Genomic DNA, 21,999 nt, shown 5'->3' with positions numbered 1-21,999 from the left:
TCATTCATTATCATTTCAACCGATTGTAACCTCATGAGATGATAATGTAATGCAGTAAACAACCTGGAGTATTTTCCTATGGAATCAAAAACTGTGTCAAAGGTTCCTGTTATTTTTGGAAAAATGAAAGAAGATCAATTGCATAAGATTTTGGAAAGCAACGATGCCAAGAAAAAAGAAACTAAATCAGTATTTTTAATCAGGGAAGATGATAATGTTCGAGGATTCATGACCGTTTCATATTACTCACAAGAGCATGAGATGGTGAAAAATATCCGATTTGGTTTGACCAGTGACGGTTGGAAAAAGGTTCCTAGGCCACCTAGAGAACCCGCTTTCACTGATACGCTTGAGGTAAAAAGAAAATACGCGGATGATAAAAAAAAATTTGATGAAGACATGCAAAAGTTTATCAATACCGCTGAGAGTCTATTTGAACACAACGCGACCCCAGATCAAGTTAAGCTGCTGATCAACGAGCTTAAAAAAGAAGAGTATAAATTTGATTTGAGTGGACTGATTAGACCAGGCGCTGCAGAGGCGAGTAAAGAAAAACACTTTTTGGGCTATATTGGTGATGTGTTTATAACAGAGATGATTCCTCATTTAAGTCACATCAATAAAAATTTAGGCTCGAACTTATCTTAATAAATCATTTTTAGGAAAACTGTCCTTATAGAATGACATAATAGTTAATTTTTGACATGCTTGGATTGCCATTTTCTTCATTTTAGTGCAGTATACATGCATAATAAACATTATAAATTTGGTACATCACTGAGAGACCTATGGCAAAAGAAGATCATATAGAAATGGCTGGTACTGTTATAGATACCCTACCCAACACCATGTTTCGTGTTGAATTAGAAAATGGACATGTTATTACTGCCCACATATCTGGTCGTATGCGTAAAAATTACATTAGAATTTTGACTGGTGATAAAGTTAAAGTCGAGTTAACCCCCTATGACTTAACTAAAGGCCGCATCATTTTCCGCGATAAAAACTAAGCGACTTCCTAATTAAAAATCTTTTCTTCACAAGGTGTGACCTAAACCCAGGATAGCAAGGCGTGACTTTGATAACTATTCAGGATTGCAGCCAGGATCTGTTCGCTTTTTTAGCCCGGATCAGCACAGCATAATCCGGGTTTATGCGGCTTAGATTATCCCGGATTACGCTATGCTAACCCGGGTACAATAACCGATTATAAGGCTTCAAATATTGCAGCGGCTCCCATGCCCGTTCCAATACACATCGTTACCATTCCATATCGTCCTTTAATCCTCCTGAGACCATGCAATAAAGTAGCAGTTCTGATTGCCCCAGTAGCGCCCAAAGGATGTCCTAGGGCAATAGCCCCCCCTAAGGGATTTACCTTATTTCGAGGAAGATCAAGTTCTTTAATTACTGCCAGGGCCTGAGCGGCAAAAGCCTCATTAAGCTCTATCCAATCGAGTTGGTCTACAGTAATACCTGCTCGCTTTAAGGCCACTGGAATCGCTTTTATGGGGCCAATTCCCATAATATCAGGTGGAACACCCGCTACGGCATAACTCATCAATCGTCCAATTGGTTTTAAATTATATTGGCGCACAGCGTGTTCACTAGCCAGCAAAGCAATACCTGCTCCATCACTGGTTTGTGAACTGTTTCCTGCCGTGACAGTTCCTCTAGCGGCAAAAACAGGTTTTAATTTGGAAATGACTTCATAGGACGTATCTGCTCGTGGCCCTTCATCCTCATTGATCCACTTCGTCTTCACTACGGTTGTCGAGTTAACTAAATCAGCCTGTCTTAATGTAATTTCTATGGGACAAATTTCCGCTTTAAAATCACCTCGCTGCTGAGCCGCTACTGCTTTTTTATGACTTTCAGCAGCAAACTCATCTTGTTGTTCTCGAGTAATTTCCCAGCGTTTTGCAACATTTTCTGCAGTAATCCCCATTCCATATGCGATCGCGATATCTTCATTGTTGAATATAGCGGGATTAGCTGTGTATTTATTTCCACCTAAAGGGACCATGGACATGCTTTCAACTCCGCCAGCTAAAGCCAAGTGTATGTCGCCCGTTCGTATAGTCTCTGCAACGGTAGCAATACTTTGCACTCCAGAAGAACAAAAACGATTGATTGTCATGGCAGGAACTGATTGGGGTAAGTCAGCAAGTAATGCAGCGATACGAGCTACATTCATACCTTGTTCTGCCTCAGGCATGGCACAACCTATGACAACATCCCCTATCTCTTGATGATCCACTGAGGGATAACGCTCCATTAAATTTTTGATCACATGAGCGAGTAAATCATCAGGTAAGGTATTTTTAAATACACCGCGAGGTGCTTTACCAACAGGAGTACGTAATGCGTCAACTATATATACATTAGTCATTTTCAAATCTCCCTTAATTACGTAACGGCTTGCCAGTTTCTAATAAATGACTAATCCGTGCTTGAGTTAATGGTGATGCAGCAAGATTCATAAACACTTCTCGCTCCAACTTAAGCATCCAGTTTTCATCAACGAAAGTGTTCTGATTGAGATTGCCACCGCAAAGTACCGTTGCCAATTGCGTAGCAATAAAGTAATCATGCTGAGAAATAAAACCGCCTTCTAACCAATTAACTAAACCTGCTTGTAATCGTGCTTTTCCTTCAATTCCAGCAATTTGAAATGGTGTCTTTAAAGGGGGCAGATAATTCGCTGCATGCATAAAATTAATCTTGGCCAAAGCCACGTTAAGTACCTCATCAGCGTGCATCACATAGCTGTCTGTACTATGTAAATACCCCATCTGCATTGCATCAGCTGCTGAGCCTGCAACTTGTGCAGTGGCAATTTGTTGGTAGTAACCCTGAAGTACTGCCATCAAATCGCCTTTTGGAGCCCGATGGGCAGCCCGCATTGCCATCTCCTTACATCCACCACCAGCAGGTATCAATCCTACACCAAATTCAACGAGTCCTGGATAAGCCTCAAAGGCAGCAACAACAGCATCACAATGCATCATTAATTCGCAACCACCACCAAGAGCACGTCCTCTCAATGCGGCTACAGTTGGGATAGAACTGTACTTCAAACGCAAAGCCACACGTTGAAATTGCGCAATCATGTCATCCAAAGCATGCATTTTGTTGTCTTTAATTAAATTGAGGACACCACGTAAGTCAGCACCCGAACAGAAATTAGCCGCGTCGTGTTGATAAATAATCAAACCACGACATTGTTTCTCTGCAATTTCAACCGCCGCTTCCAGTCCATCAAGAACTGACTGTCCTACTGTGTTCGCTTTGCTTTTAAAGTTCACTACAGCGACATCATCTTGAAAATTCCATAAGCGCACTCCCTCATTTTCATAAATCACTGGTGTAGGCCGTGCAGTTTCCTTAATAACGCGGTCAGGAAAGTATTGACGATGGTAAACAGGCAATTGGCTTCGAGGCTGATAATCATTCACTTGTGGCGAATAAGCCCCTATTTCTGTATAGAAGGCATCAATTTCAAAAAGCCATCCAGGTAATTCGGCTGTACTAAGAGATGATTTATCTTTTATGGCTTGGTCAATATACTGTGCCATTCGAGTCAAATCAGCCAATTGCCATGTTTCAAATGGTCCTTGCACCCAGCCAAAACCCCAACGTATTGCCAAATCAACGTCTCTAACATTATCCGCAATGTCCTTAAGATGATAGGCGCAATAATGGAATAAATCTCTGAAACAGTTTGCCAAGAATTGGGCTTGCTTGTTATTAGAAGTAATAAGTTTTTTCATGCGTACAGCAGGATCAGACTCACTCATGATGGCTTTTAACTCATCATTTACCATAGGCTGAGCTGGACGATAAGTCGCCGATTTAATATCATAAACTTCAATAACCTTACCATTTTTCCTATAAATACCCTGGCCTGTTTTTTGTCCTAAATGCCCCTCTTTAATAAGATTAGTGAGCCATTCTGGAAGTTTGAAACTAGCGTGCCATGGGTCATCTTGCAACTGTTGTTGCATGGTATTGATTACATGTTGCATGGTATCTAGACCAACAACATCCATGGTGCGAAAAGTCGCAGACTTCGGTCTTCCCAATAAAGGACCTGTTAATGCATCCACTTCATCTAATCCCATATCCATAGCAAAAGCATGATACAAGGTCGTTAAGAGTGAAAATACACCAATTCGATTACCAATAAAATTCGGAGTATCTTTGGCGCGCACCACCCCTTTACCCAAATAACGAGTCAACCAAGTTTCAAGATTATCTACTAATTCTTTATCAGTAGTTTTTGCAGGAATAAGCTCGGCAAGATGCATGTAACGCGGAGGATTAAAAAAATGAACACCGCAAAAATTTCTTCTATGCATTTCCGGTAAAACAGAACACAAAGAATCAATACTTAAACCAGATGTATTACTCACTAAAATAGAGTGTTCTGCTAAAAATGGAGAAATTCTCTTGTATAAATCCTCTTTCCAATCCAATCGTTCAGCAATGGCTTCAATAATTAAATCGCATGAGGATAAATCAGCCAGGTGTTGTTCGTAGTTTCGTGCTTGCAATAACGCTGCAGTCTGAGCAGTTGCAAGCGGAGCAGGTTTCAATTTCCCCAGGTTAGCTATTGCTTTATCAATCAGTGCATTCGTGTTTCCTTCTTTGGACGCTAAATCGTAAAGTAAGGTTTCAATGCCTGCGTTAACACAGTGCGCTGCAATCTGTGCCCCCATAACACCAGCCCCCAGAACTGCGACTTTTTTTATAAAAAAAGGTCCATGCATTTCTTTCTTCCTCGTTTATTTAAATGTAGCCTGGGCGAAGCGAGGCGCAACCCGGGTTTTCATGGCAGATTAAATTACCCGAGTTACGCCTCGCTTAACCCGGGCACAGTTGCTACTTATTAAACCAAATCAAAACGAATACCCTGAGCTAAAGGTAGTTCATTTCCCCAGTTTATCGTATTGGTTTGTCGACGCATGTAGGCTTTCCACGAATCAGAGCCGGATTCACGACCACCACCGGTTTCTTTTTCTCCACCAAAAGCACCGCCAATTTCAGCACCCGAAGTACCGATGTTAATGTTAGCTATACCACAATCACTCCCCCAAGCACTTAAAAAATGCTCTGCATTTTTTAAATTTTGAGTAAACATGGCAGAAGATAACCCCTGTGGTACATGATTTTGTAAAGCAATCGCCTCATCAATTGTTTGAAAAGGCATAACATATAAAATGGGGGCAAATGTTTCTTCTTGGACAATATCCCAATGGTTTTTTACATCACATACTAATGTAGGTTGTACAAAAAAGCCTGGTCGATGAACGGCCTCGCCACCAGAGATAATTCGCCCACCTGCTTCTTTGATTCGAGCGATGGCTTTATTGAATTGGTCTACGGCTTGTTTATCAATAAGAGGGCCCATAAGATTGATCTTATCTAAAGGATCGCCAATTGTTATCTGCTCATAAGCAAAACGCAACCGTTCAACAACATAATCATATTTGGAATGATGAACAAACAGACGTCGTGTAGAAGTGCATCGTTGTCCTGCAGTACCCACCGCACCAAAAACAATCGCTGGAATTGCTAAATGAAGATCAGCTGACTCATCAAGAATTATCGCATTATTGCCACCTAACTCTAAAATAGTCTTACCTAATCGGGCAGCAACTTTTGCGGCAACTTGCTTTCCTACTGCTGTTGAACCGGTAAATGAAATAAGAGGTATGCGCGTATCATTAACGAAAGTCTCTACTACATCATGGTCTTCCGGAATGACCAGACTAAATATTTCAGGGCATCCATTAGCTGTTAACACATCATTGCAAATATGCTGCACGGCTACAGCACACAAAGGTGTCTTTGCTGAAGGTTTCCAAACAGTTACGTTACCACAAATGGCTGCAAGAAAAGCATTCCATGACCAAACTGCGACTGGGAAGTTAAATGCTGAAATAACACCCACAATACCGTACGGATGCCATTGTTCATACATTCTGTGTTGGGGACGTTCAGAATGCATGGTATTCCCATATAGCATTCGTGACTGACCTACTGCAAAATCAGCAATGTCAATCATTTCCTGAACTTCACCATCCCCTTCTTGCTTGGATTTACCCATTTCTAATGAAACTAAACTACCTAAAGCATCTTTATGTTCGCGCAATGACTGACCAATTTGCCTTATAATTTCACCCCTTTTTGGAGCAGGAATTTTTCTCCATTCATGTGCCGCATGCTGTGCACGGGTCATTACCTCTTCATAATCATCCATAGTGCAGGTTGCTATTTCAGCAAGCTTTTCACCATTTGCTGGATTATAAGAGATTAATTTATGCTCATGAACTCCACTTTGCCAACCCTGGCCACTATAGGCACCTGGATTAACTGCATGAATTTTCAAGCGTTTTAATATATCCATTCATTATCTCCATGGTAACCCGGATACAACTAGGTGAACCCGGGAACAGTGCAACGATATTTGAGGTTACGCGTAATAGCGGCCAAAGCGATTTTCTAAAACTGCAGATAAATGGAACTTTTCTTGTAATACCAGGCCTTTATATTCGTTAGATTGTCCCAGTACCAAATCAACCACTGCGCAAACACCTGAAGCGGTACTTATTTGAATTGCGGACCATTCCAAACCACAAATTTCCTCAGGATAAATCTTTTTCACGTAATTTTTTTCCGTCAACTCACCACGTTTCATTCCTTCTACAGAAACATAAACTATAACAAGATCTTGATAAGTTTTGGGAATAGCATTTTCTAAAATGCGTTTTAAAGTAGGTCTATCTTGATTTAATCGTAAGTCGTTCATTAATAGACGCATCTTTGAACAATGGCCTGGATAACGCATGGTTTTATAATTCATGGTTTGAACTTTACCAGCATGCATCTCTGCCAAACTTCCCAGACCACCAGAGGTATTAAACGCTTCATATTCACAACCATCAATTTGAATGGTTTCCAATCCCTCTAAAGGTGCTAGAGTTACCGCCTTTCCATATTTAATTGCATAACAAGGGTTACCGTATTCATTGATCACTCCATCAGTAGACCAAGTTAATGAATATTGAAGTGCATTGTTTGCATTTTGTGGAAGAGCACCTACACGTAATTTTACATGATAACTCTCTTCAAACTCCTGCATGAGACTATTCGCTGCGATGCTGATAAATCCAGGGGCTAATCCGCATTGAGGCACGAAGGCAGTTTCTGCATCAAGAGCAATCGCTTTTACTGCTTCTGTCACAGCTGTATCTTCCGTAAGATCAAAATAATGTGCTTTAGCAGCTTTTGCAGCCTCAGCAACATAGGTATTTAAAAAATAGGGAAGACTTGAAATAACAGCCACAATATCATGCTTTTCCATATAAGCTTGAGTTGATTGCTTATCTTTAACATCTAAAGCGACGGTTTTAATTTTAGGTACGGCTTCCAAAAGCCTTTTCACATCTGATCCATTAAAATCTATATCAACTAAATGGACCTGGTAAGAACCACTGTCTGATAATAAACAAGCGATTAAGCTACCAATTTTCCCTGCACCAGTAATCATTACATTATACATTTAATCCCTCTCCATTATAAAACGCCATCATCCTACACAAAATATTGGGAATTGGATAGTATTCTCTAATCGATACCCAAGAAACTCCAAAATGCTATTTTTAAAATCGAGTTATTTTAATTTTTGATGCATAATGTTAGAAAAAAACTATATTTAAAATACTTTTAGATTTGGCAAAAGGACTTGTCATGAATAAATCAAAAAAGAAGGATCCAAAATCAGTTGGAACGATGCAAGCCCCTGTATCCACTGAATCAGAAAAAAAAGGCGACTATGAAGGGCTTAGTTACGATCGATTATTCCATGCGTCAATCAGCCGATTCAGCAACTGGTTATCACCTGCTGCGCTCTTGCTGTCTTTTGCAGATTGGTTGCTCTATTTATATTTTTCACCAGCAAAACTAGGCAACTTAAATAAAGAAGCACTTAAAAAATTGGGCCATTTATTGTTATACATACAACAACAGAGCCAGGATGAATGCAACCCTTGTATCGAAGTGCGTCAAACAGATTATCGCTTTAAAAATGAGTTATGGTCTCAATTTCCATTCAACGTATATTCTCAATCTTTTTTGTTAACTGAAGAATGGTGGGATGATGCCACGACACATCTTCGTGGGGTTTCTAGGCATAACGAAAATATTGTCAATTTCGTCACCCGCCAATTTTTGGACGTCTGTGCTCCCTCAAATGTGCCTGCAATGAATCCTGAAGTAATTACGACGACACTCAATGAAGGAGGGATGAATTTTATCAACGGATTGAATAATTTTATTGATGACGTGACCAGGAATCTAAATAATCTACCGCCTGCAGGTAGTGAACACTATAAAGTAGGAGAAAACTTAGCGATAACACCTGGAAAAGTCATTTATAGAAATCGATTAATTGAGCTTATCCAATATGAGCCGACAACAGCCACTGTCTATCCGGAACCCATCCTAATCATCCCTGCCTGGATTATGAAGTATTACATACTCGATCTTTCACCGAACAATTCCATGGTTAAATTTTTAGTCGATAAAGGACATACCGTATTTATGATTTCCTGGAAAAATCCAACTTCTGAGGATCGTGACTTAGATTTCTCCGATTATGCAATACATGGTGTGATGGATGCATTAAATACAATTAATCAAATTATCCCAAATGAAAAAATCCATACAGTAGGTTATTGTATTGGAGGAACCTTATTAACCATGGTTGCAGCAAAAATGGCGGCAAATGGAGATGCTCGATTAAAATCAATGACTTTGTTTGCAGCCCAAACTGATTTTCAGGATGCAGGTGAACTGCAGTTATTTATTGACGAAAACCAACTGACTTACATTGAAGACATTATGTGGGAAAAAGGCTACCTGGACGGATCTCAAATGGCCGGTGCGTTCAGTATGTTAAGGTCTATAGATCTCATTTGGTCTCGTATTGTTTATGATTACTTATTGGGTAAACGGCAGGAGGTCAGTGACCTAATGGCATGGGATTATGATACCACACGAATGCCCTACAAAATGCACAGCGAGTATTTACGTAGTTTGTTTTTAAATAACGACTTGGTTGAAGGACGTTTTAAGATTCTTGATGACACCATCAATCTTGCCGACATCAGAGTACCGACTTTTGTCGTAAGCACCATAAAAGATCACATAGCACCTTGGAAATCTGTTTATAAAATTCATTACTTTATTGATAGCGATATTACCTTTGTGTTGACTAACGCAGGACACAATACAGGCATTGTTAATAAGCCTGGTGAATCCGGGCGAAGCTATCACATGCTTACTCATAAGATGGATGATAAACATTTATCACCTGACGTTTGGTTGGAAAAAGCCCCTCATTTTAAAGATTCCTGGTGGCCCGCTTGGGAAAAATGGCTTGTAGATCTCTCAAGCTCCAAAAAGAGGCCGCCTGAATTCGGTAATCCTGCAAAGGATATAAGGCCACTTTGTGATGCACCGGGGACTTATGTTTTGAAAAAATAGGATGGATGGCGGGAGATGCAAATTCAGCCAGGATCAAAAATGTGCGGTTATCCCCGACATTTTGAATCTTGGTAAAAAGCTAGATTTGATCTCAGGATGAACAAAGAATGAGCTAAGCATGGTTTTTTAGCGAGCTGATCTGAATTGTTACTAAAATACTCTAGTAATCCTTGACCTAATTAGAGGACTACATTATCTTATCTTTTTATATTTTTTTTACAACTCATGAAGCAAACTGCTTTAGCCAATTCTATTCCATTAAATTCCTCAATTCGTCTTGGCTCTATTAAATACTTTTTTGTATTTATAGCAGGTCTGCTCGCACCCTTTGGTTTTGCTCCTTTTCATATACCAGGTCTTACACTATTAAGTTTGGCATTTCTTTATTCGAGCCTCCAAAATTGCTCTAGAAAACAAGGCGTTTCTCTAGGATTTTTTTACGGGATGGGTTATTTCGGATTTGGGGTTTCTTGGGTCATAGTCAGTATCCATGATTACGGTCAACTGAATTATTGCCTTGCAGGATTGGTTACATTAATTTTCATTATGTATCTCTCGCTCTTCCCTGCTTTAGTTGCTTATCTTTATAAAGTGCTTGAACTCAAAAACCGGAAGTTGTTGTCTTTAGTTCTATTTTGTGTCTTATGGTGTTTGAGTGAATATTGCCGTGCTACTTTATTTACTGGCTTCCCTTGGTTGTTAGTAGGAACACCACTTATTGATACACCAATAAAATATGTTGCTCCTATTTTAGGAATTTATGGGCTCAGTTTAGTATGTGTCCTAGTTTCAGCATTAATCACCTTAGCGGTGGCACAAAACTCCTCAAAACGTTACCATTATCTTATTGCCATTGTACTGATTCTTATCAGTCCAATGCTGTTTAAAAACATTTCATGGTCAAAAATAAAACAGGAACCTATAAGTATCGGTGCTGTTCAAGCCAATTTATCGATGCGCGACAAATGGGATGAAGCCTTATTTTGGAACCTGCTGGAGTATTATGAAAAGGCAATCAATAAACTCTTAGGAAAACAATTAATTATTTTGCCCGAGTCTGCCATACCACTCCCCGCAAGTTATTTGGATAAATATTTACTCAGACTAAATAACAAAGCATTAAAAGCAAAAAGCGCACTGATGTTAGGTATTTTACAACCTACCAATGATAGGGAAACCAATTATTACAACGCAATCATTACGCTTGGGCAAGCTAAAGGTAAAAAACTGAAGCGCCAACTTGTTCCTTTTGGAGAATACATTCCCAAACCTTTAGTGAGGATCAATCATTGGTTTCATTTACCTGAACCTAATTTATTACCAGGAAAAAGAAAACAATCCTTGATTCGAATTGAAAATCATCCAATAGCAAGCCTCATTTGTTATGAGATTGCATACCCCAAACTGTTGCGCGAACAAATGCCTAAAGCCCAATGGATCGTTTCAATTAGTGACAATGGTTGGTTTGGACATTCATTAGCCAGTTACCAACAACTACAAATGGCCCAAGTCCTTTCACTGCTTACTGGACGATATCAAGTAGTCGTCAATAATGATGGTCTATCGTCAGTCATCGACTCAGGTGGAGATATAATAGAAAGTCTTCCTCCATTCAGTCCTGGTGTCCTACAAAGCAGTATATTCCCAGCTGAGGGTTTGACTCCTTGGATTGTATGGCATGAGTATCCATCCCTCATTTTTTGTGCGATTTTTATTATTTTTGTACTTTTTATTCAACTTCGTCGCTTATTCGAGTAATAATCTATTGCTGGCAGACACAAGAGGAGTTATCCTTAGCAGATTTAGAGTCACTTAAAAAACTGGACTATGGATAATACCTATATACCACAAGAAGTTGAGGAACAAGCTCAACAGTATTGGCATAAAAAACAATCATTTAACGTTTCAGAAGATCTAAACAGAGAGAAATTTTATTGTTTATCCATGTTCCCCTACCCGAGTGGAACATTGCACATGGGGCATGTTCGCAACTATACCATTGGAGACGTTATTGCTCGTTATCAGCGTGCTTTGGGCAAAAATGTACTTCAACCAATAGGTTGGGATGCTTTTGGTTTGCCCGCTGAAAATGCAGCCATCAAAAACGGAATTCCACCGGCTGAATGGACCAGAAAAAATATAGAGTCCATGAAAAAGCAATTTTTACGTCTAGGCAATGCCTATGATTGGAGACGTGAGATTTGTACTTGTTCACCTGAATATTATCGATGGGAACAGTGGTTCTTCATTCGATTATTTGAAAAAGGTTTAGTCTACAAAAAAAATGCAGTAGTGAATTGGGATCCGGTAGATCAAACTGTTTTGGCAAATGAACAAGTCGTTGATGGACGCGGCTGGCGATCTGGCGCGCTTGTTGAACGAAAAGAAATTTCTCAATGGTTTATTAAAATCACGGCTTATGCTGATGAGTTACTCAGCTCACTGGATACATTGGACGAATGGCCAGCACAAGTAAAACAAATGCAACGTAATTGGATTGGTCGTTCCACAGGGACTGAAATTCATTTTAACGTTACTAATTATCCTAAACGCCTAAAAATATACACAACACGGCCTGATACCCTAATGGGCGCAACCTATCTTGCCATAGCAACGGATCATCCCATTGCTAAAGAAGCAGCAAGTACTCGTAAAGAAGTCAAAGAATTCATTGACAGCTGCCAAGGTACCAAAATGGCTGAAGCAGAACTTGCTACCATGGAAAAACGAGGTGTAGCTACAGGCATGACAGCAATCCATCCCATAACCGGTGAAGAACTCCCTATATGGATTGCAAATTTTGTACTCATGCAATACGGCTCGGGAGCAGTAATGTCAGTCCCAGCACACGACCAAAGAGACTGGGAATTTGCACGTAAATACCAACTTCCCATCAAGCAAGTCATTAAACCGGCAAATGATGCAAAACATGATTTCAATGCGTCTGCCTATACTGGAGAAGGTACATTGATTCATTCAGGCCAATTCGATGGCTTAAGCACCTCTCAGGCAGTAGAGACTATAACCAGCTACCTTGAAGAACATGATGCTGGTAAAGCAACGATTAACTACAGATTACGCGATTGGGGTGTATCGAGACAAAGGTACTGGGGAACACCTATTCCCATGATTTTATGCGAACAATGCGGTACGGTTCCTGTTCCAGATGAGGAGCTTCCAGTGGTTCTTCCAGAAAATGTAACTTTTACGGGAACCGGTTCACCATTAGCTCAATGCCCAGAATTCGTCAATGTAAGCTGCCCTAAATGCGGTCAGGATGCATATCGTGAAACGGATACCTTTGATACTTTTGTTGAGTCATCTTGGTATTATGCCCGTTTTGCATGTAAAGGCCAGGAAAACGCAATGCTTGATGATCGCGCAAAATACTGGACTCCTGTAGATCAATACGTTGGTGGTATTGAACATGCTGTGATGCATCTACTCTATGCCCGCTTTTTTCATAAATTAATGCGTGATGAAGGCTTAGTCAATTCGGACGAACCATTTAAAGCCCTACTAACCCAAGGCATGGTTTTAAAAGACGGACATAAAATGTCTAAATCCGTAGGTAATGTCGTCGATCCAAACCATCTAATTGATACATATGGTGCAGATACAGCACGATTGTTTGTTATGTTCGCAGCCCCGCCAGAGCAATCCCTGGAATGGTCAGATACTGCTGTGGAAGGTGCTCATCGTTTCTTAAAACGAATTTGGGCTTTTGCTTATCAGCACCAAAATATGTTCATTGAAGTCAATGACATCATCCTGAGTGGCAATGGACATGTGAACTGGCAACAAGCAGAAAGCCGATTAAAAAAATCACGTCATGTCGTGCATCAAATTCTTGCACAAGCAACTCATGATTATGATCGAAATCAATTCAATACCGTAGTTTCAGGCTGTATGAAACTGTTTAATGAAATATCCACTTATGCCATACAAACCGAAGAAGATAAATTCTTTATTCATTCCAGTCTAAGTATTCTGCTGCGATTATTGGCGCCTATAACACCACATATTGCACATCACATCTGGCAACAATTAGGCTTTGAAAAAGCAATTATTGATGCTAATTGGCCTAGGGTGGATAAAGGCGCTTTAAAAACTGATGAAGTAGATTATGTCGTTCAGGTGAATGGAAAACTAAGAGCCCAATTTACCGCAAGCGTTGATGCGACAGAGGAGGTTTTAATTGCTGCAGCAAAACAACATGCAAAAGATTTTCTTGTTGATAAAACAGTGAAAAAAGCAATTGTTGTAGCGCATAGACAATTAATTAACTTGGTTGTTAGCTAATGAAGCCTCATTATTCTGATTCTTCTTCCAATGTCCCGTATCGTCTTCAAGAACACTTCGCGGGACATCAAAAGCAACAAACACGACCCTTTTCAACATTGCGCACTACCGTTCCTTTTTTACTCATTCTATTACTCTCAGCATGTGGTTTTCATCTACGCGGCATAAGCAATACACCGAGTTGGCTTAATAATGTGGCCATTATTTCTGAGAATAATGACAAGCAATTTATCTCAATACTCGAGTCCCGACTTGAGGGATCAAAAATTGAAGTTAATCCGGATCCTTCTCGTGCACAATATTGGCTAATGATTAATGAAGTAAACCTGCAACAACAGATTATCAGTGTTGGAGCAAGCACGAATCCTAGGCAATATACTTTAACCCTAACCGTATTATTTGCTTTGAAAACACGCGCGGGTCAGGTTGTAGAGGTTCCTGGCCAAATCAATATTTCTCGAGAACTTACATTAAATAACGATCGAATTCTTGGCTCTAAAGATGAAGAAAGTATTTTAATTGGAGAAATGAAGCAAGATGCAGTGACTCAAATCATTTATCGACTTGGTCATTTGCCCCCTCCTCCGCCCAGATAAAATAGTTTGTCTGGAGAGGAGAACAGTACCACAGGAGATATTGGAGTATTGTAGACTGGGTGCAATTCACGTCATCCCGAGTGGAACGAGGAATCTCTCTATAGTAACACTCTGCGATAATATGGAGATCCCCCGATGCTCTTAGGATGACGGCAAAAGTTTGCAGGCTACGCGCTTACCGTGAGTCGCACAATTTTCTTGATCCAATATCACATACACAGGCTTAAGCTAAATTATCATGCAAATCAGACAACCATTGCTTGCTCAACAAGTACAAAAGAAAATTGCACCGCTCTACGTCATTATTGGGCAGGATAATTACTTGCTGGAAGATTCGTTAATAACCATAAAATCAGCAATTAAAAAAAATCATAATTATGATGAAAAAATCATATCGATCCAATCAGTGGACGATTGGAGTATTGTAAAAGAAGAAGCGAACAGTTACTCCTTATTTTCAGAGACAGTACTCTTGAATATTTTCTATGATAAGAAATCAATAGATGCTACTGGAAAAAAAATTCTTTCTGAATACCTTAATTCGGTAAACTCACGTTGCTTTATTATTATTAGGGCGCCCAATATACCTGCGAAGCAATTACAATGGTTATCTTCTCACGAGCAGGCCATTCTCACAGTGGCTTACCCACTGAATTCGGAGGCAATTAAAAGTTGGATAGCCGCGCAATTAAAGAAAAACTCGATGATCTATGACCCTCAGGTTCCTGAGTTAATTCATCAATACACCCAGGGAAATATGCTCGCCTGTTCCCAAGTTATTGAAAAAATAGCCTTATCTTGTGCTCCCAATAGTAAAGTAGATGCACAACATGCATTAGAGCATTTATCCAATCAATGCGATCATGATCTTTTTGAACTCGTTGAGGCATGTCTGCTGGGTCAAAGTGATAAAGCGATTCAGATTTTACGTCATGCAGCAAATAATAAGACCGAAGCCACTTTAGTTCTGTGGATAATCAGTCAAGAAATACGCTTAATCATGCAATTGTCCTATTTAATGGAACAACACATTGATGCTCAAACTGCTTGCAATCAACTTAAAATTTGGCCTCAACGTGTTAATCTTTATAAAGCATGTTGCAATCGACTCAATAAGACCATGTTAAATCAACTTCATCGATACTGTTATTCCATAGACGAACGGATTAAATCAAATCTTAATACTCTGGTATGGAGCTCCCTTGAAAATGCTGCTCTGTCACTCTGCATGGGAAATTTAATAGGTGACGTATGCACAGCATAGCTATTTTGGGTGGTACATTTGACCCGATACACAATGGTCATTTACAAGCCAGCATGGTAATCCAAAAGCATTTTAATTTTGATTCCTATATTTTTTTACCTTGTAAAACACCAACTATAAAACCCCCTACTCTCGCCAATAATAATCAAAGAATAGAAATGATTAAATTGGCCATAAAAAAAACACCTTACTTTAGACTCGATTTACGTGAAGTTGAACGAGATACTCCATCCTATATGGTCGAAACTTTGAAAAGCTTCCGGATGGAATATCCTAACTCATCCATCACCTTAATTATTGGCTATGATGCTTTTATCTCACTACCCAACTGGTATCAATGGGAGAAAATTATCACTTTAGCTAACTTATTGGTAATCAATCGCTCTGAGTTTTCCAGTCAACCCATTCCGATAATCATGAAAAAATTTTTGGAACAGCATGAAGTTAAAGACAAACATGACTTTTTAAGTACTCATGCTGGAAGAGTTTTTTTATTTGATGCAGGACACTATGATATTTCTTCCACGTCAATTCGTGAAGAAATAAAAAAGGGAGCTGATGTGAAAAACAAGCTCCCTGAAGCAGTCTATGAGTACATTAAGTCTCAGGGACTATATCAATAAGTTTAAAAGACTCATTTACCGATACGGTCTGTTTCGCTTTATTAATAAGTCCTGGTAAGTATCCAGAAACCCAGTTTATAACAGGTAAAAGTTGATTATAAACCCTGGAAGTTTGAACATATTGGTGATAAGGCAAGGAGGTCATACTGAGTACCGCGAAGACAAGGGAGAGAATAAGAACCCCGCGACCAAAACCAAACATCCCGCCTAAAACTTTATCCATAGCCCCCAGGCCGCTACCCCTTAAAAAGAGGCCAAGTATCGCATTAGTGATCCCACCTGTAATTAAAACACCAAGAACAATAATAACAAAACCAGCCATGCTACGAATTGAGGGATCTTGAATATAAGGTTGCAGATAGGGGTTAAGTGCGTTTGAGTAGTTATAACCTGCCCAAATAGCTAGCACCCATACTCCTAAGGCAATGAATTCTTTAATAAATCCCCTGAGTAAACCGGTTATAGTGGATAAGCCAATTACTATTATTAAAATAATATCAACCCATTGTGCTTGCATTAGCTCACTCCGGTATTAACCACAAAGCCATTCAACTGCATGGCACTTGCTAATTGATTTTTTAATTTCATCACATCACTTTTAACCGGTGAATGTCCTGCATAGACCTTATAAATAGCCCCTTGTCTTCCATTAGATTTGATGTAGTTTGCTTTATAACCCTTGCTGCGTAATTTATTAACTAATGCTTGGGCATTATTCAATTGTGAAAACGAAGCCAATTGAACTGCATAAATATCTTTTTTATTTAGACGTGTGGTCTTTGTATTTGCCTTTGCTACATTCGGTTTATTATTCCGCTTCACTTCTACTCGTGCAACAGGCCGAACCGGTTTAGTGGGCATGGCTTTGACTTGTTTTTTAACTACGTTATTTGCTGCATTATTCAATGCCAATTCAATTGGTTTGGCTATTGCATCAACTTTAGGGGTGGATGCGACCTTAGGCAGTGACGCTGCTTTAGCGACAGGAACAGCAGCTTGCACGGCTGCATTATCAGCCACTTGAATCGATTGAATAAAATCTTCCTTACCAAGATCGGAGCCTTTTTGCCCCAAATCAGGAGTTTCAATCTTGGCTACTTTGATGGTTTTAAACATCTCCTTTTCATTAGTCATTACGACATTAGGAGTTGTTGGTTTAGGGGGTAGCTGCACATTGACACTAAAATTATTTTCAAGACGTTGGCTCGACTTCTTCATCATCGCAGGAAGGAAAATTGCGCCTAATGATAAAACAACAGCCACACCAACTAAACGATGCTTTAGCTTCTCATCAATTACTAATTTCATTGAATCTCCTATTAGCCATAACATGACTCACAGTAAAAAATGACCCGTAAACAACAATTAAGTCACCAGGTTTAGCTTGCTTCAATGCAGTTTCAAAAGCTACAAGTGGGTTATTATAACAAATATCCACAGGAATTTCTGCATCCTTAAACAATGTAAGCAACAAATCCGCACTGGCAGCACGTTTGCTATCCAATTGTGCAGGATACCACCAGTCAACGCAATCCTTTAATGGTTGAATCAATCCCAAAATATCTTTATCTTTTAGAGCGGAGAATACCGCATGTACTTTAGCTTTTTTTAATGTGCATAAAGTATCTGCTAACAATTTTACCGATTGAGGGTTATGAGACACATCAAATAATGTGCTCACGGTGTCCTTATGCAATTGCAAACGTCCTGGAATAAAAATACGCTGCATCGCAACTTGAAAATGGCTATGCGTCACCGGTAAATCATCTGCGAGCAACAGACAAGCAGTAATTGCAGCTGCTGCTGATTTTAATTGTATTGAAGGTTTAGGCAATCCATAAACAGAGGCAAGTTTAAGATGTTCGTTGTAATGAAGACTCCAGACAGAGTCTTGTTCTTGAATCGAAAATTGTTGTCCAAGAAGATAAGCGGGTGCAGTAAGATGCTTTGCGACATTAATGATTGAGGTAGGTGGACTAATATCCCCATAAATAAACGGTTTACCAGGGCGGAGTATCCCTGCCTTCTCATAACCAATCGCGTCAAGCGTAGTACCTAAATAATCTTGATGGTCAAAATCAATTGTAGTGACGATAGACAATTCCGCATCAACGATATTAGTAGCATCCAAGCGCCCCCCTAATCCAACTTCAAGAATTACGATATCTAAATCCATTTTTTTGAAATACCACAATGCAGCCAAAGTAGTCATTTCAAAGTAAGTTAGAAGAGTTTCTCCACGAATTTCTTCAATAACACCAAAAGCCTGGCATAAATCATCATCAGAAATGGGAGTTAAATTAACACGAATACGTTCATTAAATTCAATAAGATGAGGTGAGGTATAGGCACCTACTTTATATCCTGCAACATGATAAATTGTCTCAAGAGATGTTACCGTTGAACCTTTTCCATTAGTCCCCGCAACAGTAATAACTGGACAACCTGGAAGTTGCAGGCTTAATTTTTTCGCAACTTCCATAATACGTGTTAAACCGAGTTGTATCTCTTGTGTATTTCTAGTTTCTAAATCATATAACCACTCGTCGATGGATTTCTTTTGAAACGCTGTGAGAGGTCTAATATGAGATAGCTTTGGCAACTGAATCACCTGCGCCTTTGCGCGTTAATTTAGATATCAGCTCTGCAACGACTGGACGGATATCCTTCCGTTCAAGAATCATGTCAATATGTCCATGTTCTAACAAGAACTCACTTCGCTGAAACCCTTCAGGTAATGTTTGTCTTACGGTCTGCTCAATAACCCGTGGACCAGCAAAACCAATTAATGCATTAGGTTCAGCAATGATTACATCACCAAGACTTGCAAAACTTGCAGAAACCCCTCCCATTGTTGGATCAGTCAGAACCACAATAAAAGGCAATCCAAGCTCAGCAAATTTCGCTAGAGCTGCTGAAGTTTTAGCCATTTGCATTAAAGAAAAAAGTCCTTCTTGCATTCGTGCGCCGCCACTTGCGGTAAAGCAAACATAAGGTCTTTGTTCTGCTGTTGCGACTTGAATTGCACGAACAAATTTCTCCCCTACTGTAGCTCCCATGGAGCCCCCCATAAAATTGAATTCAAAAGAACCAACAACTACAGGCTGCTGCAACAAGGTTCCTTTGACAATGATCAAAGCTTCTTTCTCACCAGTTGTTTTTTGAGCTTGTGAAATTCTATCTTTATATTTTTTTGAATCCCTAAATTTTAAGCGGTCTTGTGGTTCCAATGATGCAGCGATTTCTTCTTGACCACCCTCATCGAGAAATTGTTGGATTCGGACACGTGCGGAAATCCTGTGATGGAAGTTACAGGATGGGCAGACCATTAAATTTCTTTCTAATTCAGTGCTATAGAGAACTTCATTGCAACCTGAACATTTAAGCCATAAACCCTCAGGAACTCCTTTCTTTTGAGAAGAGTCTGTACTCACTCTTGAAGGCAATAATTTTTTAAACCAACTCATAATTGGAACCCAATATTATAGAATCACAGTATTATACACAGAAAAAAATATTCTTAAATCCATATCAAGTATGCCGGCTTCTTTTCTTAAAAAATGGATGATGGGTGGCCTATTATCAAGCGTCCATCTTCAAATCGCTCTGAGAAAAACAAAATAACTCAATAATAGAAATAAAAACGAATTGAACAAAAATACAACTCTTTCATTTTAATCAACAAATTTTCCATTTTTTTGAAAAAAAATAGGTATAAGCCTAAAGTTTTTTGCATTGTGTCCGATAACCTTTTTGCGTACGGTGAATTTGCATTTAAAAAGGAATTTACCAAATAACAAACGTCCCAAACCAGGGATTTAGGTCTGAGGAGACTATAATTATGGCTCAAATTATTAATACCAACGTACCGTCGTTACTTGCGCAGCGTAACTTATCTAAATCCAGTAGTGCTATGGCTACTGCGATTCAAAGATTATCATCTGGACTAAAAATTAATAGTGCTAAAGATGATGCTGCAGGATTGGCAATTTCAACAAATATGACCTCACAAATCCGCGGTATGGATCAAGCAGTGAAAAATGCTAATGACGGTATTTCACTCGCTCAGGTAGCTGAAGGTGCGATGCAAGAATCAACTGACCTCTTACAACGCATGAGAGAGTTAGCACTTCAATCTGCAAACGGAACCTATAGCCAAGCAAACCGTGAGGCATTACAAAACGAAGTGAACAACCTTTTGAGTGAGATGGATGATATCGCTCACAACACCCAATTTAACGGCCAAACCATATTGAATGGATCATACACGAATGCTTCTCTTCAAATTGGTGCTAACTCGGGTGAAACAATCACATTTTCGATAAACAGTATTGCATCTGCAGATATAGGCCATATTGCTTATCAAACAGGAAACACAGTAAGCGCCAGTGCTGCAAGTGATATTACTATAGCTCTTGGCTCTAGTGCAGCAGTGAGTATTGGTTCTTCTGCAAACTATGTTGGAGCAGCAAACGGACAAGACAGCTCTTCAGCATATGCCAAAGCAGCTGCGCTGAACGCAGCAGGCATCTCTGGGCTGACAGTAACTGCTTCTACAGCAGGTAGCGCAACTGTAGGTGCAATCGGTGGTGCAGCCGGTGATACTTATAACCTGAGTATTAATGGAGTGAACATCTTTATTAACCAAGACGTATCTACTGCATTAAGCAACAACGCCCTTTTGGACGCAATCAATGCATCTAGCGATCAAACTGGTGTTGTGGCCACACTCAATGGTTCAAGTATGACTTTAACTGCAGCAGATGGAAGAAATATTGCGGTCACAGAGAGTGGTACTGGATTCACTGCAGGTACTAATGGATTAAGCGTCACCGGTGGTTCATTTGCCTCAACTTTACGAGGAAATATCACTATGAGTGCTCCTGAAGCCATTACTGTGGGTGGAACAACAGCAGATATCGGTTTAGCAAGTATTAGTTTGGATACTAGTGGTGTGAATATAATCGATATTACTACTCAAGCTGGCGCAGAAAAAGCCATATTAAGAATTGGTGCTGCCTTGGACAGTATTACCACCAACCGTTCTTCATTAGGTGCTTTGCAAAACCGACTTGATGCAACAGTAACTAACCTGGAAAACGTATCCGATAATATGTCTGCCGCACGTAGCCGTATTCAAGATACTGATTATGCAGCAGAAATGGCTAATTTAACTAAAAACCAAATCCTGCAACAAGCTGGAACAGCGATGTTGGCTCAAGCAAATGCAATGCCACAATCTGTTCTATCCTTGTTAGGATAGTTGTAAAAAAAGAAGTAAAAACCGAAATGCGGCTTTTGCCGCTTTCGGCTTATTTGTATCCCAATGATTAATGGTACCAATCAAGGGAAAGGAGTTAAAAAATGACTATGGAATCGATTCCTCCAGCAAATAATAAATTGCTACAGACAGATTCAGTCAAACTAAAGGATAAAAACATTAGACCTGTGACCAAATGCGCCACATCGGATCTCAATTTGGATACTGATTCGAAGCAAGCTATAGACCATGCCACAGGGCTTCTGCAAACTATAGTCACTGACAAAATCTCGGATAAGATAATTCGCAAAATACCCTCAGACGAATATTTGCATTTACTACACTTGCTTGATGGGATAATAAGTGGTTCTATAGATAAACATGTTTAATGCGATTTATGGA

The 21,999-nt window shown here is 39.6% G+C and carries 18 protein-coding genes; 10 read left to right on the top strand and 8 right to left on the bottom strand.

What is annotated here, in order from left to right; translation table 11 throughout:
- Positions 1-78: 78 nt before the first annotated feature.
- Positions 79-648 (top strand): hypothetical protein, encoded by a 570-nt coding sequence (locus OQJ13_RS15525; protein WP_265711756.1) that lies wholly within the window; start codon positions 79-81, stop codon positions 646-648.
- 140 nt (positions 649-788) lie between these two features.
- Entirely contained in the window at positions 789-1,010 is a 222-nt protein-coding gene (gene infA, locus OQJ13_RS15520; RefSeq protein ID WP_019233117.1) for a translation initiation factor IF-1, read from the top strand.
- A gap of 197 nt (positions 1,011-1,207) precedes the next feature.
- Here the strand turns inward: infA and OQJ13_RS15515 are convergent, their stop codons facing one another.
- The 4 genes from OQJ13_RS15515 to OQJ13_RS15500 all read right to left on the bottom strand — a co-directional run bounded on the left by OQJ13_RS15515 (position 1,208) and on the right by OQJ13_RS15500 (position 7,567).
- Positions 1,208-2,392: an acetyl-CoA C-acyltransferase gene (locus OQJ13_RS15515; protein ID WP_265711755.1), complete on the bottom strand. Its 1,185-nt coding sequence runs from the start codon at positions 2,390-2,392 to the stop codon at positions 1,208-1,210.
- Between the two features lie 13 nt (positions 2,393-2,405).
- On the bottom strand, positions 2,406-4,772 hold the full coding sequence (locus OQJ13_RS15510; RefSeq protein ID WP_265711754.1) for a 3-hydroxyacyl-CoA dehydrogenase/enoyl-CoA hydratase family protein: 2,367 nt from the start codon (positions 4,770-4,772) through the stop codon (positions 2,406-2,408).
- A gap of 119 nt (positions 4,773-4,891) precedes the next feature.
- Complete coding sequence (locus OQJ13_RS15505; RefSeq protein ID WP_265711753.1) at positions 4,892-6,412, bottom strand: aldehyde dehydrogenase family protein; 1,521 nt, start codon at positions 6,410-6,412, stop codon at positions 4,892-4,894.
- A gap of 66 nt (positions 6,413-6,478) precedes the next feature.
- A complete protein-coding gene (locus OQJ13_RS15500; RefSeq protein ID WP_265711752.1) occupies positions 6,479-7,567 on the bottom strand; it encodes a saccharopine dehydrogenase family protein in 1,089 nt (362 codons plus the stop codon).
- Positions 7,568-7,755: 188 nt separating this feature from the next.
- Between OQJ13_RS15500 and OQJ13_RS15495 the strand changes: the two genes are divergently transcribed.
- The 6 genes from OQJ13_RS15495 to nadD all read left to right on the top strand — a co-directional run bounded on the left by OQJ13_RS15495 (position 7,756) and on the right by nadD (position 16,337).
- The gene (locus tag OQJ13_RS15495; protein ID WP_265711751.1) at positions 7,756-9,552 is read left to right on the top strand and encodes a PHA/PHB synthase family protein; all 1,797 of its coding nucleotides are present in this window, start codon (positions 7,756-7,758) and stop codon (positions 9,550-9,552) included.
- Positions 9,553-9,777: 225 nt separating this feature from the next.
- Positions 9,778-11,310, top strand: coding sequence for an apolipoprotein N-acyltransferase (gene lnt / locus OQJ13_RS15490; RefSeq protein WP_265711750.1), 1,533 nt, complete (start codon positions 9,778-9,780; stop codon positions 11,308-11,310).
- A 69-nt stretch (positions 11,311-11,379) separates the two neighbouring features.
- Positions 11,380-13,854: a leucine--tRNA ligase gene (leuS, locus tag OQJ13_RS15485; RefSeq protein WP_265711749.1), complete on the top strand. Its 2,475-nt coding sequence runs from the start codon at positions 11,380-11,382 to the stop codon at positions 13,852-13,854.
- A complete protein-coding gene (gene lptE, locus OQJ13_RS15480; RefSeq protein ID WP_265711748.1) occupies positions 13,854-14,450 on the top strand; it encodes an LPS assembly lipoprotein LptE in 597 nt (198 codons plus the stop codon). Before leuS ends, lptE begins: the two co-directional genes overlap by 1 nt.
- A 238-nt stretch (positions 14,451-14,688) precedes the next feature.
- Positions 14,689-15,714, top strand: coding sequence for a DNA polymerase III subunit delta (gene holA / locus OQJ13_RS15475; protein ID WP_265711747.1), 1,026 nt, complete (start codon positions 14,689-14,691; stop codon positions 15,712-15,714).
- Positions 15,702-16,337, top strand: a complete 636-nt coding sequence (gene nadD, locus OQJ13_RS15470; RefSeq protein WP_265711746.1) for a nicotinate-nucleotide adenylyltransferase — start codon at positions 15,702-15,704, stop codon at positions 16,335-16,337. Before holA ends, nadD begins: the two co-directional genes overlap by 13 nt.
- Here the strand turns inward: nadD and OQJ13_RS15465 are convergent.
- Genes OQJ13_RS15465 through accD form a run of 4 tightly spaced genes read right to left on the bottom strand, consistent with a single transcriptional unit; the run spans position 16,312 to position 19,804 of the window.
- A complete protein-coding gene (locus tag OQJ13_RS15465; RefSeq protein ID WP_265711745.1) occupies positions 16,312-16,854 on the bottom strand; it encodes a CvpA family protein in 543 nt (180 codons plus the stop codon). The genes nadD and OQJ13_RS15465 overlap by 26 nt on opposite strands.
- Positions 16,854-17,645 carry an SPOR domain-containing protein gene (locus OQJ13_RS15460; protein WP_265711744.1) on the bottom strand — a complete coding sequence of 264 codons (792 nt, stop codon included), beginning with the start codon at positions 17,643-17,645 and terminating at the stop codon, positions 16,854-16,856. Before OQJ13_RS15460 ends, OQJ13_RS15465 begins: the two co-directional genes overlap by 1 nt.
- Positions 17,629-18,939 (bottom strand): bifunctional tetrahydrofolate synthase/dihydrofolate synthase, encoded by a 1,311-nt coding sequence (folC, locus tag OQJ13_RS15455; protein WP_265711743.1) that lies wholly within the window; start codon positions 18,937-18,939, stop codon positions 17,629-17,631. The genes OQJ13_RS15460 and folC overlap by 17 nt, the downstream gene beginning before the upstream one ends.
- On the bottom strand, positions 18,917-19,804 hold the full coding sequence (gene accD / locus OQJ13_RS15450) for an acetyl-CoA carboxylase, carboxyltransferase subunit beta (RefSeq protein ID WP_265711742.1): 888 nt from the start codon (positions 19,802-19,804) through the stop codon (positions 18,917-18,919). Before accD ends, folC begins: the two co-directional genes overlap by 23 nt.
- A gap of 374 nt (positions 19,805-20,178) precedes the next feature.
- On the opposite strand from accD, the gene OQJ13_RS15445 reads away from it, so the two are divergent.
- The gene (locus tag OQJ13_RS15445) at positions 20,179-21,600 is read left to right on the top strand and encodes a flagellin (RefSeq protein ID WP_265711741.1); all 1,422 of its coding nucleotides are present in this window, start codon (positions 20,179-20,181) and stop codon (positions 21,598-21,600) included.
- Positions 21,601-21,701: 101 nt separating this feature from the next.
- Complete coding sequence (locus tag OQJ13_RS15440) at positions 21,702-21,986, top strand: flagellar protein FlaG (protein ID WP_028381883.1); 285 nt, start codon at positions 21,702-21,704, stop codon at positions 21,984-21,986.
- Positions 21,987-21,999 lie beyond the last annotated feature (13 nt).

The sequence above is a fragment of the Legionella sp. PATHC035 genome (assembly GCF_026191115.1).
Classification (GTDB): Bacteria; Pseudomonadota; Gammaproteobacteria; order Legionellales; family Legionellaceae; genus Legionella.
This window is presented reverse-complemented; position numbering and strand designations above follow the sequence as displayed.

Excerpts from the sequence above, each read along its gene's own strand:
- OQJ13_RS15525 (WP_265711756.1), top strand. The coding sequence starts at position 79 with ATGGAATCAAAAACTGTGTCAAAGGTTCCTGTTATTTTTGGAAAAATG.
- infA (WP_019233117.1), top strand. The coding sequence starts at position 789 with ATGGCAAAAGAAGATCATATAGAAATGGCTGGTACTGTTATAGATACC.
- OQJ13_RS15515 (WP_265711755.1), bottom strand. The coding sequence starts at position 2,392 with ATGACTAATGTATATATAGTTGACGCATTACGTACTCCTGTTGGTAAA.
- OQJ13_RS15510 (WP_265711754.1), bottom strand. The coding sequence starts at position 4,772 with ATGCATGGACCTTTTTTTATAAAAAAAGTCGCAGTTCTGGGGGCTGGT.
- OQJ13_RS15505 (WP_265711753.1), bottom strand. The coding sequence starts at position 6,412 with ATGGATATATTAAAACGCTTGAAAATTCATGCAGTTAATCCAGGTGCC.
- OQJ13_RS15500 (WP_265711752.1), bottom strand. The coding sequence starts at position 7,567 with ATGTATAATGTAATGATTACTGGTGCAGGGAAAATTGGTAGCTTAATC.
- OQJ13_RS15495 (WP_265711751.1), top strand. The coding sequence starts at position 7,756 with ATGAATAAATCAAAAAAGAAGGATCCAAAATCAGTTGGAACGATGCAA.
- lnt (WP_265711750.1), top strand. The coding sequence starts at position 9,778 with ATGAAGCAAACTGCTTTAGCCAATTCTATTCCATTAAATTCCTCAATT.
- leuS (WP_265711749.1), top strand. The coding sequence starts at position 11,380 with ATGGATAATACCTATATACCACAAGAAGTTGAGGAACAAGCTCAACAG.
- lptE (WP_265711748.1), top strand. The coding sequence starts at position 13,854 with ATGAAGCCTCATTATTCTGATTCTTCTTCCAATGTCCCGTATCGTCTT.
- holA (WP_265711747.1), top strand. The coding sequence starts at position 14,689 with ATGCAAATCAGACAACCATTGCTTGCTCAACAAGTACAAAAGAAAATT.
- nadD (WP_265711746.1), top strand. The coding sequence starts at position 15,702 with ATGCACAGCATAGCTATTTTGGGTGGTACATTTGACCCGATACACAAT.
- OQJ13_RS15465 (WP_265711745.1), bottom strand. The coding sequence starts at position 16,854 with ATGCAAGCACAATGGGTTGATATTATTTTAATAATAGTAATTGGCTTA.
- OQJ13_RS15460 (WP_265711744.1), bottom strand. The coding sequence starts at position 17,645 with ATGAAATTAGTAATTGATGAGAAGCTAAAGCATCGTTTAGTTGGTGTG.
- accD (WP_265711742.1), bottom strand. The coding sequence starts at position 19,804 with ATGAGTTGGTTTAAAAAATTATTGCCTTCAAGAGTGAGTACAGACTCT.
- OQJ13_RS15445 (WP_265711741.1), top strand. The coding sequence starts at position 20,179 with ATGGCTCAAATTATTAATACCAACGTACCGTCGTTACTTGCGCAGCGT.
- OQJ13_RS15440 (WP_028381883.1), top strand. The coding sequence starts at position 21,702 with ATGACTATGGAATCGATTCCTCCAGCAAATAATAAATTGCTACAGACA.